Consider the following 14,909-nt stretch of genomic DNA (forward strand, 5'->3'; position numbering starts at 1 on the left):
GCAGCTTGCGCGGGCAGCCTTACACCGTCTGCATACCGGGCAGCAAGGGCATGCGCTCGGCAAGGAAGTCCATCAACACGCGCACGCGGGCCGGCTGATAGCGGCGGCTCGGATAGACCAGGAAGGCGTCCTGCGCGCTGCCATGCCAGCGTGGCAGCACGCGCACCAGCGTGCCGTCGTCCACCAGATCCTGCACCAGCCAGGCCGGCGTCAGTCCGAAGCCGGCGCCGTCGACAAAGCCCTCGCGCATCGCCAGCGAGTTGTTGACGCGATAACGGCAGGGCGCCTCGATCGTGGCCGGGCCGTTCGGCCCTTCCATCACGATCGCGTCGCCACCGGCCAGCCACGTGAAACGCAGCATGGGCACCGACGCCAGGTCCGCGGGATGGCGGACGCGCTTGTGCCGCGCCATCAGCGTGGGGCTCGCGACCAGCATGCGTGGCGACACGGCGATGCGCCGCGCGACCACATTGGGCGGCAGTTGCGCCCCGAGCCGCAGCGCCAGATCGACGCCCTCGGCCACCAGGTCGACATAGCGGTCGTCGAACAGCAGTTCGACCTCCACCTCGGGATAGCGCTGCTGGAACGCCAGCACCAGCGCGTTCAGGCGCAGCACGCCGAAGCTGACCGGCGCGCTCAGGCGGACCAGTCCGGACGGACGCTCGGCCTGCCCCTGCGCATCGCCGACGGCCTCGCCGAATTCCTCCAGCACGCGCCGCGCACGCTCGTAGAAACGGCGCCCGGCCTCGGTCGGGGACAGGCTGGTGGTGCTGCGCTCGAGCAGCCGTACGCCGAGCTGCTTCTCCAGAGCTGCCACCACCTTGCTGATGGTGGGCTGCGACGCCTGCTGTTCGCGCGCGACGGCCGACAGGCTGCCCAGTTCGACGGCCCGGACGAAGGTCTGCATTGCGCGAATGGTGTCCATGAAGGAGTTCCTGACAGGGTTGAGCCGCAACGCGCGTAGCGGGTTGCGGGTTGCGGGTTGCGGGTTGCGGGTAACGGATCGTGGGTCGCTCATTCCAATATCGAATGACCGACATGCCATTCTGCCATCTTCTGCAAGATGTCGGCATACCGTAGCTTGGCGCCTGTACCGGCTTGCGGCCGGGCTTCCACAGGACGATTCGAACCATGCCGACCTCATTTGCTCATGCCCTTCCCCGTGCCTTTCCCCATGCCCTCCGCCAACGCTGGCTGCGCACCTGCGCCGCCATCGCGCTCGGCACCGCGGCGCTTGCCGCGTTCGCCACCGAAACGCCCACGGCCCACTGGCTGCCGACCTGGACCGCCAGCGAGCAGCCGATGTGGCAGGTCGGCGAACTGCCGCTGCCGACCGGCGTGCCGGCACGGCTCGACAACCAGACGCTGCGCCAGATCGCAAGGATCAGCGTCGGCGGCGCGCGTGCACGCCTGGTGCTGTCGAACCGATACGGACGCGAGCCGGTGACGATCGGCGCGGCGCGGCTTGCCCTTGCCACCGGGCGCGACGGCATCGGTGCAACATCCGATCGCGCCGCGACCTTCGGCGGCAGTCCGTCGATCACGATCCCGGCCGGTGCCACCGTGACGAGCGACGCCATCGAGCTTGCACTGCCGCCGCTGAGCGAACTCGCGGTCAGCCTGCATCTGCCGAAGCCCATCCGGCCCGGCGGTTTTCATTGGGATGGCCGGCAGACCGCGTGGCTGGCACCGGGCGACGCCACGCGCGATGCCACGCTGCCGGATGCAACGTCCTTCAGCGGCAGGCTGCTCCTCGCCGCCATCGAGGTAGAGGCGAGTCACGGCGCGGGGGCCGTGGTCGCGATCGGCGATTCGATCACCGAAGGCAATGGCTCGACGGTCGACGCCAATCGCCGCTGGCCCGATGGCCTCGCCGCACGGCTCGCGCCGCAGGGCCTGGCGGTGCTCAATGCCGGCATCTCGGGCGGCCAGCTGTTGCGTGACGGCATGGGCGAATCCGCGCTGGCGCGCTTCGAGCGCGACGTTCTCGGCCGGACGGGCGTGCGCGCGGTCATCGTCGCCATCGGCATCAACGACATCGGCTGGCCAGGCTCGACCTTCGCCGCGCGGACGCCGCTACCGGACCCCGCCGCCATGATCGAGGGCTATCGCGCGCTGATCCGCCGCGCGCACGAACGGGGCATTCGCGTGATCGGCGCCACCATCACGCCGTTCGCCGGCGCGCTGGCCGGCACGCCGATCCGCGGCTACGACGCGCCGCCGCGGAAAGAAGCGCTGCGGCAAGCCATCAATGCGTGGATACGCGACAGCGGCGAATTCGATGCCGTCGCGGATTTCGATGCGGCGCTGCGCGACCCGGCACGCCCGGAGGCAATGCTGCCGCGCTACGACAGCGGCGACCATCTGCATCCGGGCGATGCGGGCTATCGACGAATGGCGGAAGTCGCCGCAGCTGCGGTCGCCGGGGTCGCCGGGGTCGCCGGGGTCGCCGGGGTCGCCGAGGTTGCCGAGGTTGCCGAGGTTGCCGAGGTCGCCGGGGTCGCCGGGGTCGCCGTGGGCGCAGCGGTCGCACCAAGCGCCGCGACCGACTGAACGGCGTTGCCGGCGCCGCGCAATCTATCGGCGATCGTCGGTCAACCTCGCCACCGCCGCCTGCAGGATCTCGTCGGACAGCGCCGGCTCGTCGACCGCGCGCGACAGCATCAGCGCGCCGACGATCTGCGACAGCACGGCCAGCGCCTCGGGCCGCGACATCTCCACGCCCGCCTGCCGCTTCATCTCGATCAGCAGGCCGGCATAGTCCTCGACCGCCTTCGAGAACACGGCCCGCACCGGTTGCGCGCGATGGCGCGTATGGCCGCTGCACGCGGCGAGCAGGCAGCCGCGGTCCGCCGCATCACGGTGCGTCGCCGACAGATAGCGCTCGACGAAGGCGGCGAAGGCCTGCTCGCCGCCCTGCTCGCGCATCCGCTGCCAGAACGCCAGGTTTTCCTCCAGCGCCTGCTCGCTGGCCTCGCGCGCGAGCTCCTCCTTCGAGGTGAACTGCTTGTAGAAGCCGCCCTGCGTCAGGCCCGCCGCCTTCATCAGGTCGGCAATGCCGATGCCGTCGAAACCATGCTCGCGAAACAGCCGGCTCGATGTCTCGACGACCCGCCGGCGGTTCTCCTCGGCCTGTGCGCGACTGACCCGCATCTTGCTCTCCTGTCATATGGCGCGGTCGCCGCTTCGGCGCTCCGCCCAAAAATAGATGTTGATCTAAATCTAAAACGCATTTAGATTGCGATCACCATCATAACCACTTGCCGACGCCGCTGACCAGCGTGCCGGGAGAAACAGGATGCAGAACATGCCAGCCGACGCGGGCGCCAACGCCATCACCGCTGCCAACGCCGCCGCGACCGCCGCCAGCCCCGCCACTCCTACCGCTCCCACCACCCGCACGCTGACCGGCAGCACGCTGGCGATGCTCGGCGGCCTCGCCGCGCTGGGCGCGCTGGCCACCAACATCATCCTGCCGGCCTTCCCCGCGATGGGCGCCAGCCTCGGCGTGCCGGTGGCCGAACTGGGGGCCGCGCTCAGCAGCTTCTTCCTGGCCTTCGCGATCGGCCAGCTGGTCGCCGGTCCGCTGTCCGACCGCTGGGGACGCCAGCCCCTGGTGCTCGGCGGCCTGGCCGTCTTTATCGCCGGCAGCCTGATCTGTGCCGCCGCCGATACGCTGGGCATGCTGATCGCCGGCCGCGTGGTGCAGGCCTTCGGCGTCTGCGCGGCCTCGGTCCTGTCCCGGGCGATCGCGCGCGACCTGTTCGATGGCGCCGCGCTGGCGCGCGCGCTCGCCTTGACGATGGTGGCGATGGCCGCCGCGCCGGGCTTCTCGCCCTTGATCGGCAGCGCGCTCGACAGCTGGCTCGGCTGGCGCTCGGCCTTTGTCGCGCTGGCAGTGGCGGGCGCGGCATTGGCGCTCCACTACCGGCTTTCGACCGGCGAGACCCACGCACCCGATCGCCGCCAGGCGGTGTCGATGGGCAAGGTCCTGCGTGGCTATCTCGCGCTGCTGGCCGACCGCCGCTTCATCCTGTCGGCGGGCGCGGTGGGCCTGATGACCGGCAACACCTTCACCTTCTTCGCCGCCGCGCCGCGCGTGCTGATGGGCAAGCTCGGCTTGTCTTCGCTGGCGCTGGGGCTGTTCTTCGCCATCACGGTGTTCGTCGTGTTTGCGGCCGGCTTTCTGGCGCCGCGGCTCGCCAAGGCCCGTGGCCTGCGGGCGGTGGCCTTGTCCGGCATCGTGATCGCGGCCGCCGGCGGCGCCGCGCTGATGGCCGTGCCGGGGACATCGCTGGCGGGCTTCGTCGGCGGGATCGCGGTATTCCTGTTCGGCATGGGGCTGGTCAATCCGCTGGCCACCGCGATGACGCTGCAGCCCTTCGGCCGCGAAGCCGGTGCCGCCTCGGCGTTGCTGGGTTTCCTGCAGATGTTCTGCGCCGCGCTGGGTACCGCGCTGGCGTCCTTGCCCTCCGACGCCCCGGCACGCCTGCTCGGCATGGTCATTGCAACGGCCTCGGTCCTCGGTCTGCTGCTGTTCCTGCAAACCCGCAGCCCGGTGAAAGCCGGGCAATAGCACCGCCTGAGGCCTTTCTCAGCCATTTTCCGCCAGGCTCAGCCGGTCTCAGCCAGTCCCATCCTTGCCCGAGCGGGCCGGAACTTCACGCCGGCGCACCGACTCACACCGGCATACCTGTCCCGCAGGATCGGCCGCTTCCGTTTCGGCGGCCTCACCGTCAAGAGGTGCGCAGATGAGACTGCAAGGCAAGACTGTGCTGGTGACCGGCGCCGCCTCCGGCATCGGCCGCGGCATCGCGCTGCGGCTGGCAAGCGAAGGCGCCAACGTGGTGGTCGCGGTGCATCGGCTCGACGAACGCTCCGAACAGGTGTGCAAGCAGATCCGCGAGGCCGGCGTGCAGGCATGGCCGGTGCAAGGCGATGTCGCCGGCGTGGGCGAGGTCGAGCGCCTGTTCCGCGAGGCCACCGCTGCCGCCGGTTCGATCGACGCGCTGATCAACAACGCCGGCATCGAGATCCGTGCCACGTTCGGCGAGGTCACCGAGGAAGACTACGACCGCGTGCTGAACGTCAACCTGAAGGGCCCGTTCTTCCTGTCGCAGCAATTCGTGCAGCATTGCCGGCAGCAGGGCCGCGGCGGCAAGATCATCAATATCAGCTCGGTGCACGAGGACCTGCCCTTTCCCAACTTCACCAGCTACTGCGTCAGCAAGGGCGGACTGCGCATGCTGATGCGCAACCTCGCGATCGAGCTGGCGCCGCTCGGCATCACCGTCAACAACATCGCGCCGGGGGCGATCCAGACCCCGATCAACAAGGGCTTGCAGCAACGCCCCGACCAGCTGCGCGCGCTGCTGGCCAATATTCCGCTGGGCCGGCTGGGCGGGCCGGGCGACGTGGCGGGGCTGGCCGCCTTCCTCTGCAGCGCCGACGCGGACTACATCACGGGGGCCACGCTGGTGATCGACGGCGGGCTGCTGTGGAACTATGCGGAGCAATAGAGACGCGATCCGCGCGGCGCAGGACAGTCCCTCCGGCACGGCGCATGCCGTCCCGCCCGTCACGCCGGCCGCGCCGGACGGGCCCAATGCGCAGGCTGTCGCCAAGGGCGTCCATCCCGCCGCGGAAGCCGCCAGCCGGGAGCCGGCGGTCACCCGGCTGCCCTGCCCGCCGCCGCACCGGCTCGAGGGATGCGCGCATGCCGATGCGCTGTCCCCGGCCGAACGCTATGGCGAGTTGTTCGTCCGCGTGCAGGCCAGCGGCATCTTCGCCGACAGCAAGACCTTTCCCGATTGCCTGCCCCTCGCCCCGCCCGAAGAGATCCTGTCCCGGTACCAACGGCAGCGCGATCTTCCCGGCTTTTCGCTGGAGGCCTTCGTCGCCGAGCATTTTGCGCGCAGCACCGTGCCGGACAGCCACTACGTCTCCAACCCCGACCAATCCCTGCGCGAACATATCGACAGCCTGTGGCCGGTGCTGACGCGCGATCCGATCGACCATCCGCCGTGGTGCTCGCTGCTGCCGCTGCCTCACCCCTATGTCGTGCCCGGCGGCCGCTTCGGCGAGCTGTATTACTGGGATTCGTATTTCACGATGCTGGGCCTCGAGGCCAGCGGCCGCCACGATTTGGTGCGGGGGATGGCGGACAACTTCGCCTATCTGCTCGACAGCTACGGGCTGGTGCCCAACGGCACGCGCAGCTACTACCTGAGCCGTTCGCAGCCGCCGGTGTTTACGCTGATGACGGAACTGTTCGAGGCGCAGGGCGTGGAACCACCGCATGCGTACCTGCCGCATCTGCGCACCGAACACGCGTTCTGGATGGACGGCGCCGAACGATTGTGCCCCGGCACCGCGCATCGGCGCGCGGTGCGGCTGCCGGACGGCAGCCTGCTGAACCGCTACTGGGACGACCATGCGCGGCCGCGCGAGGAATCGTTTCTCGAGGACGTCGTCACCGCGCACCGCGGCGACCGACCGGCCCACCTTGTCTTTCGCGATCTGCGCGCCGCCGCGGAATCGGGCTGGGACTTCAGCTCGCGCTGGCTCGACGAGTCGGCGCCCGGCACGCCGGCATCGCTGTCGACGATCCGCACCACCGCGATCCTGCCGATCGACCTCAACGCGCTGCTGTGGCATGCCGAGACGCGCCTGGCGACGCTGTGCGAACGCGCCGGCGATGCCGCTGGCGCGGCCCGCTATGCCGCGATGGCGCACGCACGGCGCGAAGCCATCGAGCGGCATCTGTGGCATCCGGAACTGGGCGCCTTCGTCGACTACGACTGGCATCGCGGCGCCCGCCGGCAGTGCCTGACCGCGGCCACCGTGATGCCGCTGTTCGTCGGGCTGGCATCGGATGAACAGGCGGCCGCCATCGGCGCCACGCTGCGGGCGCGACTGCTCGCCGAAGGGGGACTGGCCACGACCTGCGTGCGATCGGGGGAGCAGTGGGACCAGCCGAACGGCTGGGCACCGCTGCAGTGGCTGGCAATCCAGGGCCTGCGCCGCCATGGCGACGAGGCGCTGGCGCACGAGATCGCCGACCGTTGGCTGTCCACCGTCGCCGGCCTCTATCGGCGCGAATACAAGCTCGTCGAGAAGTACCGGCTGCGCCGCAAAGGCCGCCATGCGCTTGGCGGCGGCGGCGGCGAATATCCGCTGCAGGACGGCTTCGGCTGGACCAACGGCGTGGTGGCGATGCTGCTGCAGCACTATCCGGAGCATCCGGCGGCGGGGACGCGAGCGGGCGTGGACGGCGGCGAGGCGTAGCGCCAGCCGGCGCGGCAACGCAGGGCGGCACTGAATGCGCGCGGAATTTCGCTGCCAAGTCCGCTGCAATCTTTACTGCCAACGTCGACAACCTCGCTGCCAGGTTCGCTGCTAACTCCGCTCCGCCGCGCCCCCTGCATGCTCGCCCCACCGCGCGGACCCGCGCATTGCGAAGGCGGCAAGCGGACGTGCCAACACCGTGGTCGCCAACGCCATCCACAACAGGCCGGAGAACGCGGGGCCGGCGATCAAGCCGGCATCGAGCAGGATGCCCAGCACCACGACCTCGACCAGGCCCTTGGTCTGCAGCAGCGCGCCCAGGGTCCACGCCTCGCGCCAGTCAAGGCCTGCCAGCCGCGCCGGCACCGCCACGCCGACGGTCTTGCCGACGACCGCCACGGCCACCGCGATTGCGAACACCCGCAGCACTTCGCCGTCGGCCATGCCCACCGTGGTGCGCAAGCCCGCCGCGAGGAAGAAGAACGGCAGCAATACCACCACCGTGGCCGGCTCCAGCAGCTTCCTGATGGGCGACGCATGTTGGCGCGGCCATACCAGCCCGGCGACGAAGCCGCCCATCACATGGTGCAATCCGACCAGTTCCGACAGGAAGGCCGACAGCAGCACCGTGACCAGCGCAACGGCCAGAAGCGGCTCGGCGTGCCAGGCATCGCGCGACAGCCAGCGCGCCAGCAACGGCCGCACGACCAGCAGGCAGGCGGCCAGATAGGCCAGTGCCAGCATCGCCACGCCGACCGGTCCGGCGCCTTCGCCATGCCCGACCAGCACCACGGCCAGCACGAGCCACACCACGCCATCGGTCAGCGCAGCACAGCGCAACGCAAGGTGCCCCATGCCCGTGCTGGCCATCCCCATCTCGCGCAGGATCGCGGCCAGCACCGGCAGCGCGGTCACCGCGCTGCAGAGGCCAAGTGCCAGCGCGAAGCCGACCGGACCGGCGTTGGGGCCAGCGAGCTGCGGCAGGTCCGCCACCAGCCAGGCACCGGCGGCCGTGCCCAGCGCAAACGGCAGCACGATGCCGCCGACACCCGCTGCCACAGCGGCGCGCGGCTGACCGCCCAACTCCGTCTCGCGCAGGTGCAGGCCGGTCAGGAAGCAGAACAGCGTCACCGCGAGCCATTGCAGGCCGCCGAACATGGCCAGCGCCTGCGGACCGAACAGCGCTGCCCACGCTTCGGGAAACCAGCGCCCCAGTCCTGTCGGACCCAGGCCGATGCCGACCAGGATCTGCACCACGACCAGCGGCAGCACCCGGCCCTTGCCGAACAGCCGCCACAGCGCGTAAGGCAGGCCGACGACGATGGCGGCCTGCAGAAAGAAGACGGCGGCACCGTTCACCAGCGGCCCTCCCGGATCTCGCCGACCAGCGCGATCAGCTCGCGATCCAGCGCACGGTCCTGCGCGATGAAGGGAATGGCGGCGTTCAGCCGCTGCTCGAAGGGCGCCAGCGCGGCGGGCGGCACGCCGGCGGCCCGTCGCCGCAGCGCCACGCCTTGCCGCACGGCCACCAACATCGCCGCAGCCACCTGCTCGCTCAGTTCGAGCACGCGCAGGCAGTCGCGCGCGGCAATCGTGCCCATGCTGACCTTGTCCTGGTTGTGGCACTCGGTCGAACGCGAGAACGAGGCAGCGGGCATGGTCGCCTTCAGCGCCTCGGCGGTCCACGCCGACACGCCGATCTGCAGCGCCTTCAGGCCGTGGTTCAGGCAGGCGTCGTCGCCGGTGGCGCCCGACAGATTGGCGGGCAGGCCATGATTGTGGCGAGGATCGGCCAGCAGCGCGAATTGACGGTCGAGCAGGTCGGCCACGCTGGCCACCGCGGCCTTGAGGCCATCCATCGCGAACGCGATATGGCCGCCGTAGAAATGGCCGCCATGCAGCACGCGCTCCTCGTCCGGATCGACCAGGGGATTGTCGTTGGCGCTGTTCAGCTCGGTCTCGATCCATTGCCGCGACCAGTCCAGCGCATCCTCGAGAACGCCGATCACATGGGGTGCGCAGCGCAGCGAATAGCGGTCCTGCAGCCGGTGCGCGTGGCGCGGCGCCTGCTCGTCGCCCAGCCAGCCGCGGATGGCCGCGGCCGCGCGCAACTGACCCGGGTGCGGCTTGGCTGCGAACAGCGTGGGGTCGAAGTGATAGGGGTTGCCATCGGTCGCGGCGACCGCGCCGGCGGTGATCGCGCAGGCCAGCTGCGCCAGTTGTCGTGCGCGCTGCCAGGCCAGGCATGCGAGGCCGGTCATCACGGCGGTGCCGTTCATGATGGCCAGCGCTTCCTTCGGGCGCAAACGCAGCGGCGCCCGGCCCAGCTGGGCCAGCGCATCGGCCGCGGCCATGCGCCGGCCCGCGACCATGACGTCGCGCTCGCCGCACAGCACCGCGGCGACGTAGGACAGCGGCGTCAGGTCGCCGCTGGCGCCGACCGAGCCTTCGGCCGGGATGCACGGCAACACATCGTTCGCCAGCAGGGCGGCCAGCTGTTCCAGCAAGGCCGGGCTGACCGCGGAATAGCCCTGGCACAGCGAGGCCAGGCGCGCCGCCAGCACGGCGCGAGTCTCCTCGGCGTCGAGCATGCGGCCCAGGCCGCAGCCGTGGAAGGTGTACAGGCGCGGCGGCAGCCGGTCCGCCATCGCCACCGGGACTTCGACACCGCAGGAGTCGCCGTACCCCGTCGTGACCCCGTAGATTCGGCCCTCCTCCGCCAGCAGCCGGTCGAGAAACGCCATGCCGCGCTCGATGCGGTCACGGAACGTGGCGGACTCCGACAGGCTGGCGACCGCATCGCGGCGGGCCAGCGCGGCAACGTCCTCCACCGTCAGGGGAGTCCCGTCGAAGATGACGGTGGCCGGACGAGCGCTGCCGGCCGAGCCGGAGCCTGCGTCGGAAGAGGACTGCGGGGAGATGCGCATGGTTCGAGGAATCGGGAAGAAAGAAGCGGGACAAATAAAACGGCACGGAGAATCGGATCGGAAACGGGACGGTCAGCCGGACGCGGACGCCGCCGATCGTGGCAGGAAGTCGGCGCACGGGACCGGCATCGCCACCTGCCAATGCCGCGGCGCGTCGGGGCCGGCGCCGCCATGGTCCAGTTCGGGCAGCAGCGGATCGCTGACCACCGCCACGACGGTGTCGCCGTGCCACCAGGTACAGCCGTTGGCCGGAATGCCGGCGTGCGCGGGCCCCGCGGGACGGATGCCGGCACGATGGCCGAGCATGGTCGAGAACAACTCGCCGCCCCGGCATTTGAGCGCGGCCTCCTTCAAGGTCCAAGCTTCCAGGGCCAGCGTTTCGGCATCGTCCGCCTCGTCCTCGTGTCCGGCGCACACGACGCCGCCCAGCAGGCTGCGTTCCGCGGCGCTGGTGATCGCCTCCAGCAGCGCCGCGCGCGACCGTCCGGGCCGGCGCACCTCGAGATCGAGGCCAAGCCGACGCTCGCCGACCGCGCAGGCGACACTGTCACCGCCATGCGCGATCGAAAGATGCTTGTCCGCATGGCCCGCCACCAGCGGTCCACCATCCGGCGATGCAACGATCGTCCAATCGTGCGGCACACCGCCGAAGCGCTCCGCCAGCAGCGCGCGGGCCAGCCAGCGGCCGGCGACGAACTGGGCGGCGCGCCGCGGCGCATGGATGCCGGCAAGACGCGCGCGCTCGGACGGCGACAGCCAGGCGTGGGGATCCGCGCCCACGCCTGCCATCAGCGCGCCGATCGATCGCAGCCGCACGGAGATCGCCACGCGCCGGACCCGCGACTCAGTTGCCCACGCGGGCGTAGTCGCCCTTCAGCGCGACACCGACCACCACCGCGCCGGCATGGCACTCGTACTGATCGGCACTGGCCATCTCGTTCTTCTTGTAATAGCTGACCAGGTTGACGACGGCGTTGGCGTCCATCGTCTTCGCCTTGTCCTGGAACGACAGCAAGGCCGACAGCGCCGCCCAGCGGCAGGCTTCCTCGTCGCTCTTGCCCACGCCGTTGGTCTTGCGGTTCGACACGTCGCTGCCCTTGGTCTCCAGTACCTTGGGCGTGCGCTGGCCGGCAAAGAAGAAGCGTACCGAACCGTCGAGCTTCTCCTTGGCCTCCGGCATATCGAGCACGTCCTGGATGGGCAGCAGGTACTTGGTGTCGCGCGCGCTGGCGGGTGCGCTGGCCAGGGCGCCGGTAGCGATGGCTGCGAGGACTGCGTATCGACCGAACTTCATGATTTTCCTTGTTGTCGAGGTTCAAGAAATCAGGCGCAAGCCGGACCGTTCAGTCCGTCCAGCGCCGGAACACCAGGGAGGTGTTGATGCCGCCGAAGGCGAAGTTGTTGCTCATCACGTGGTCGACTTCGAGCACGCGTCCGTCGCCGGCGATGTAGTCCAGCGGTGCGCAGCGCGGGTCCGGCGTCGTCAGATTCAGCGTGGGCGCGAACCAGCCGGCCCGCATCATCTCGATGGTCAACCACGCCTCCAGTGCGCCGCATGCGCCGAGCGTATGGCCGAGGTAGCTCTTCAATGAGCTGATCGGTACGCCGGCACCCAGCACCGCATGGGTGGCATGCGACTCGGCCACGTCGCCGTGGTCGGTCGCGGTGCCGTGCGCATTCACATAGCCGATGGACGAAGGATCGACGCCACCGTCGCGCAAGGCCAGCCGCATCGCCTGCGCCATCGTGTCGGCATTGGGCTGCGTCACGTGGGCGCCATCGCTGTTGGTGCCGAAGCCGACCACCTCGGCCAGGATGCGGGCGCCGCGTGCGCGCGCGTGTTCGAGTTCCTCCAGCACCAGGGTGCCGGCGCCCTCGCCCAGCACCAGGCCGTCGCGCTCGGCGTCGAACGGTCGCGGCGTGGTCTGCGGTGCGTCGTTGCGGGTGCTGGTGGCGAACAGCGTGTCGAACACCGCCGCCTCGGTCGGATCCAGCTCCTCGGCGCCGCCTGCCAGCATCGCAACCTGGCGGCCGGCGCGGATGGTTTCGTAGGCGTAGCCGATGCCCTGGCTGCCCGACGTGCAGGCGCTGGAGGTCGTCAGGATGCGGCCGGTGATGCCGAAGAACACGCCGATATTGACCGCGGTGGTATGCGGCATCATGCGGATGTAGGTGGTCGCGCTGACGCCCTCGGTGGAGCAGTCCAGCAGCATCCGGCCGAAGTCCGCCACCGCTTCGGGCGTGCCCGTGGAGGAACCGTAGGCAATGCCGAGCTCGCCGCTGGTCACCAGCGGGTCGCCATACAGCCCCGCATCGCGCAGGGCCGCCTCGCTGGCCAGCACCGCCATCAGCGCCACGCGGCCCATGCCGCGGGTGCGCTTGCGCGTGTAGTGCGCCGGCGTCTCGAAGTCCGGAACCGGCGCGGCCAGTTGCGTGTTCAGGCCCTTGTACCTGCTCCAGTCCTCCATCCTGACGACGGCGCTCTGGCCGCCGCGCAGCCGCGGCGCGACCGCGGTCCAATCGTTGCCCAGCGCGCTGATGGCGCCGGCACCGGTGACGACGACGCGCTTCATCCGAACATCCCTCCGTTGACCGAGATCACCTGGCGCGTGATGTAGCCCGCGTCGGCCGACAGCAGGAAGGCCACGGTAGCGGCGACCTCGTCGGGCGTGCCCATGCGGCGCGCCGGGATCAGCCGCAACGCCTCGTCGCGAACGGCGGCGTCGATCATGTCGGTGTCGATCAGCCCCGGGGCCACGCAATTGACGGTGATCTGACGCTTGGCCAGCTCGATCGCCAGCGCCTTGGTGGCGCCGATGATGCCGGCCTTGGCGGCGCTGTAGTTGGCCTGCCCGCGGTTGCCGACCAGGCCGGACACCGACGACAGGGTGACGATGCGGCCCGGTGCGCGCCGCTGGACCATCGGCATCACCACCGGGTTCAGCACGTTGTAGAAGGCATCGAGGTTGGTATGGATGACCTCGTCCCACTCGGCGCCGGTCATCGCCGGGAAGGCGGCATCGCGCGCGATGCCCGCATTGCAGACCACGCCGTAGTAGGCGCCGTGCGTCTCGATATCCTGCTGCAGCGCCTGCGCGGACTGCTCGCGATCGGCGACGTCGAAGGCCAGCACACGTGCGGCGCGGCCGAAGCTGCGCACCATGTCGGCGACGGATTCGGCCTCGTCGCGCCGCGAACGGCAGTGCACTACGATGTCATGGCCCGCGCGTGCCAGCCGCAGCGCGATGGCGCGGCCGATGCCCCGCGAGGAGCCGGTCACGAGGACGGTGTGGTCGCTCATGGCTGGTGTCCTTGCAAGAAAGCCTGCGCGTCCGCAGGCTGGAAAACGGAAACGTTGGCGCGGGCGACCTCGCGCCCGTCCATGTCGATGGCGCACGAGAACATGCCCAGGCCGTTGTCGCCGATCAGCTCGACGCGGGCGGTGATGGTCAGCACGCTGCCGCGGGGAAATGCCGGCACGTCGCAGGTATAGCGGCGCGAACCGAGCAGGAAGCCGATCGCCGGCGCGCTGCCGGCGCGGCGCGCCCGCGCGCCCGACCATGCGGCAATGGTTTGCGCCATGTATTCGATGCCGACCCAGGCCGGCATGCCGTGCGCGTCGACGAACAGCTGCGTGGAGCGCACGGTGGTGCGTGCAACCGCGTGGTCCTCGTCCGCATGGAGCAGCGCATCGAGCAGCAGCATCGCGCCGCCGTGCGGCACCATGGCGGCGATATCGCCGGGATCGTGGCCCTGGACTGCTGGAATGCCGGTGGTCTCGGTAATCGCGGAAGTCGCGGTGGTCATGGTCATGGTCATCGTCGTTACGCCGCACTGAGGATCAGGGCGCAGTTGCTGCCGCCGAAGGCAAACGAGCTGCTCATCGCATGGCGTGGCGCGCGGCCGAGCCGCTCGCTCGGGCCCACCAGCCGCAATGGGGGCAGCGCGGGATCGGCCACGCCGTCCCACCAATGCGGCGGCAGCCGGCCGTCCGGGTTGTCGACCAGCGTCTGCCACAGCAGCGCGGCCTCGATCGCGCCCGCCGCGCCGAGCGCATGGCCGGTCATCGGCTTGGTGGAACTGGCGGGCACTTCCGGGCCCAGCACCGCATGCACGGCCCGCGATTCCATCGCGTCGTTGTGCTCGGTGCCGGTGCCATGCAGGTTCAGATAGTCGATCTGCGCCGGATCGAGGCCGGCCCGCGCGAGCGCTTGCCGCATCGCCTGCCCGGCGCCCTTGCCGTCGGGGTCCGGCGCGGAAATATGGTACGCATCGGAGCTCTCGCCCCAGCCGGAGAGCCGCACAGGCCCGGGCTCGCGCGACACCACGAACAGCGCCGCGCCCTCGCCCAGGTTGATGCCGGTGCGATGCACGGAGAATGGGTTGGCGCGCGCGGCGGACACGGCCGCCAGTGCGCTGAACCCGCCGATCGTGAACGGGCACAGCGAATCGGCCGCGCCGGCGATCACGGCATCGGCGATGCCGGCGTTCAGCAGCCGCGCCGCGGCCGCCAGCGTCTTGGCACCGGACGAACAAGCAGTGGACAGCGTGTAGGCGGGTCCGCGGGCGCCGAGCTGCGCGGCCACGAAGGCCGCCGTGGTGCCCAGTTCCTGCTGGGCATAGTGGAAGCCATCCGGCCAGCGGCCATGCGCCAGCCGCGTGCGCACCGCCTCGCCGCCCTCGCGGATGCCGGAG

Annotated in this window: 14 protein-coding genes; 4 read left to right on the plus strand and 10 right to left on the minus strand. The window is 70.3% G+C overall.

What is annotated here, in order from left to right; all coding sequences use genetic code 11:
* Positions 1 to 19 precede the first annotated feature (19 nt).
* Positions 20 to 925 carry a LysR family transcriptional regulator gene (locus AC6EI8_RS02345; RefSeq protein ID WP_498381175.1) on the minus strand — a complete coding sequence of 302 codons (906 nt, stop codon included), beginning with the start codon at positions 923 to 925 and terminating at the stop codon, positions 20 to 22.
* A 206-nt stretch (positions 926 to 1,131) separates the two neighbouring features.
* On the opposite strand from AC6EI8_RS02345, the gene AC6EI8_RS02350 reads away from it, so the two are divergent.
* Positions 1,132 to 2,553 (plus strand): SGNH/GDSL hydrolase family protein, encoded by a 1,422-nt coding sequence (locus AC6EI8_RS02350; protein ID WP_498381176.1) that lies wholly within the window; start codon positions 1,132 to 1,134, stop codon positions 2,551 to 2,553.
* A gap of 24 nt (positions 2,554 to 2,577) precedes the next feature.
* Here the strand turns inward: AC6EI8_RS02350 and AC6EI8_RS02355 are convergent, their stop codons facing one another.
* Positions 2,578 to 3,153 carry a TetR/AcrR family transcriptional regulator gene (locus AC6EI8_RS02355; protein ID WP_498381177.1) on the minus strand — a complete coding sequence of 192 codons (576 nt, stop codon included), beginning with the start codon at positions 3,151 to 3,153 and terminating at the stop codon, positions 2,578 to 2,580.
* Between the two features lie 154 nt (positions 3,154 to 3,307).
* On the opposite strand from AC6EI8_RS02355, the gene AC6EI8_RS02360 reads away from it, so the two are divergent.
* The 3 genes from AC6EI8_RS02360 to treF all read left to right on the plus strand — a co-directional run bounded on the left by AC6EI8_RS02360 (position 3,308) and on the right by treF (position 7,287).
* Positions 3,308 to 4,576 (plus strand): Bcr/CflA family efflux MFS transporter, encoded by a 1,269-nt coding sequence (locus tag AC6EI8_RS02360; protein WP_265633844.1) that lies wholly within the window; start codon positions 3,308 to 3,310, stop codon positions 4,574 to 4,576.
* A 175-nt stretch (positions 4,577 to 4,751) separates the two neighbouring features.
* Positions 4,752 to 5,519, plus strand: a complete 768-nt coding sequence (locus tag AC6EI8_RS02365; RefSeq protein WP_498381178.1) for an SDR family NAD(P)-dependent oxidoreductase — start codon at positions 4,752 to 4,754, stop codon at positions 5,517 to 5,519.
* Entirely contained in the window at positions 5,506 to 7,287 is a 1,782-nt protein-coding gene (gene treF, locus AC6EI8_RS02370; protein WP_498381179.1) for an alpha,alpha-trehalase TreF, read from the plus strand. The genes AC6EI8_RS02365 and treF overlap by 14 nt, the downstream gene beginning before the upstream one ends.
* 111 nt (positions 7,288 to 7,398) lie before the next feature.
* On the opposite strand, the gene AC6EI8_RS02375 is transcribed toward treF, so the two are convergent.
* The 8 genes from AC6EI8_RS02375 to AC6EI8_RS02410 form a co-directional block, all read right to left on the minus strand.
* Positions 7,399 to 8,646, minus strand: a complete 1,248-nt coding sequence (locus AC6EI8_RS02375; RefSeq protein WP_498381180.1) for a cation:proton antiporter — start codon at positions 8,644 to 8,646, stop codon at positions 7,399 to 7,401.
* Positions 8,643 to 10,214 carry an HAL/PAL/TAL family ammonia-lyase gene (locus AC6EI8_RS02380; protein WP_498381181.1) on the minus strand — a complete coding sequence of 524 codons (1,572 nt, stop codon included), beginning with the start codon at positions 10,212 to 10,214 and terminating at the stop codon, positions 8,643 to 8,645. The genes AC6EI8_RS02375 and AC6EI8_RS02380 overlap by 4 nt, the downstream gene beginning before the upstream one ends.
* 72 nt (positions 10,215 to 10,286) lie before the next feature.
* Positions 10,287 to 11,030: a 4'-phosphopantetheinyl transferase family protein gene (locus AC6EI8_RS02385; RefSeq protein WP_498381182.1), complete on the minus strand. Its 744-nt coding sequence runs from the start codon at positions 11,028 to 11,030 to the stop codon at positions 10,287 to 10,289.
* 28 nt (positions 11,031 to 11,058) lie between these two features.
* On the minus strand, positions 11,059 to 11,508 hold the full coding sequence (locus tag AC6EI8_RS02390; protein ID WP_498381183.1) for an excinuclease ATPase subunit: 450 nt from the start codon (positions 11,506 to 11,508) through the stop codon (positions 11,059 to 11,061).
* Positions 11,509 to 11,557: 49 nt separating this feature from the next.
* Entirely contained in the window at positions 11,558 to 12,787 is a 1,230-nt protein-coding gene (locus tag AC6EI8_RS02395; RefSeq protein ID WP_498381184.1) for a beta-ketoacyl-ACP synthase, read from the minus strand.
* On the minus strand, positions 12,784 to 13,515 hold the full coding sequence (fabG, locus tag AC6EI8_RS02400) for a 3-oxoacyl-ACP reductase FabG (protein ID WP_498381185.1): 732 nt from the start codon (positions 13,513 to 13,515) through the stop codon (positions 12,784 to 12,786). Before fabG ends, AC6EI8_RS02395 begins: the two co-directional genes overlap by 4 nt.
* The gene (locus tag AC6EI8_RS02405; RefSeq protein WP_498381188.1) at positions 13,512 to 13,940 is read right to left on the minus strand and encodes a hotdog family protein; all 429 of its coding nucleotides are present in this window, start codon (positions 13,938 to 13,940) and stop codon (positions 13,512 to 13,514) included. The genes fabG and AC6EI8_RS02405 overlap by 4 nt, the downstream gene beginning before the upstream one ends.
* A 98-nt stretch (positions 13,941 to 14,038) precedes the next feature.
* The coding region (locus AC6EI8_RS02410) for a beta-ketoacyl synthase N-terminal-like domain-containing protein (RefSeq protein WP_498381186.1) at positions 14,039 to 14,909 on the minus strand (871 nt) is incomplete at its 5' end.

The sequence above is a fragment of the Cupriavidus sp. R6-3 genome (assembly GCF_059772245.1).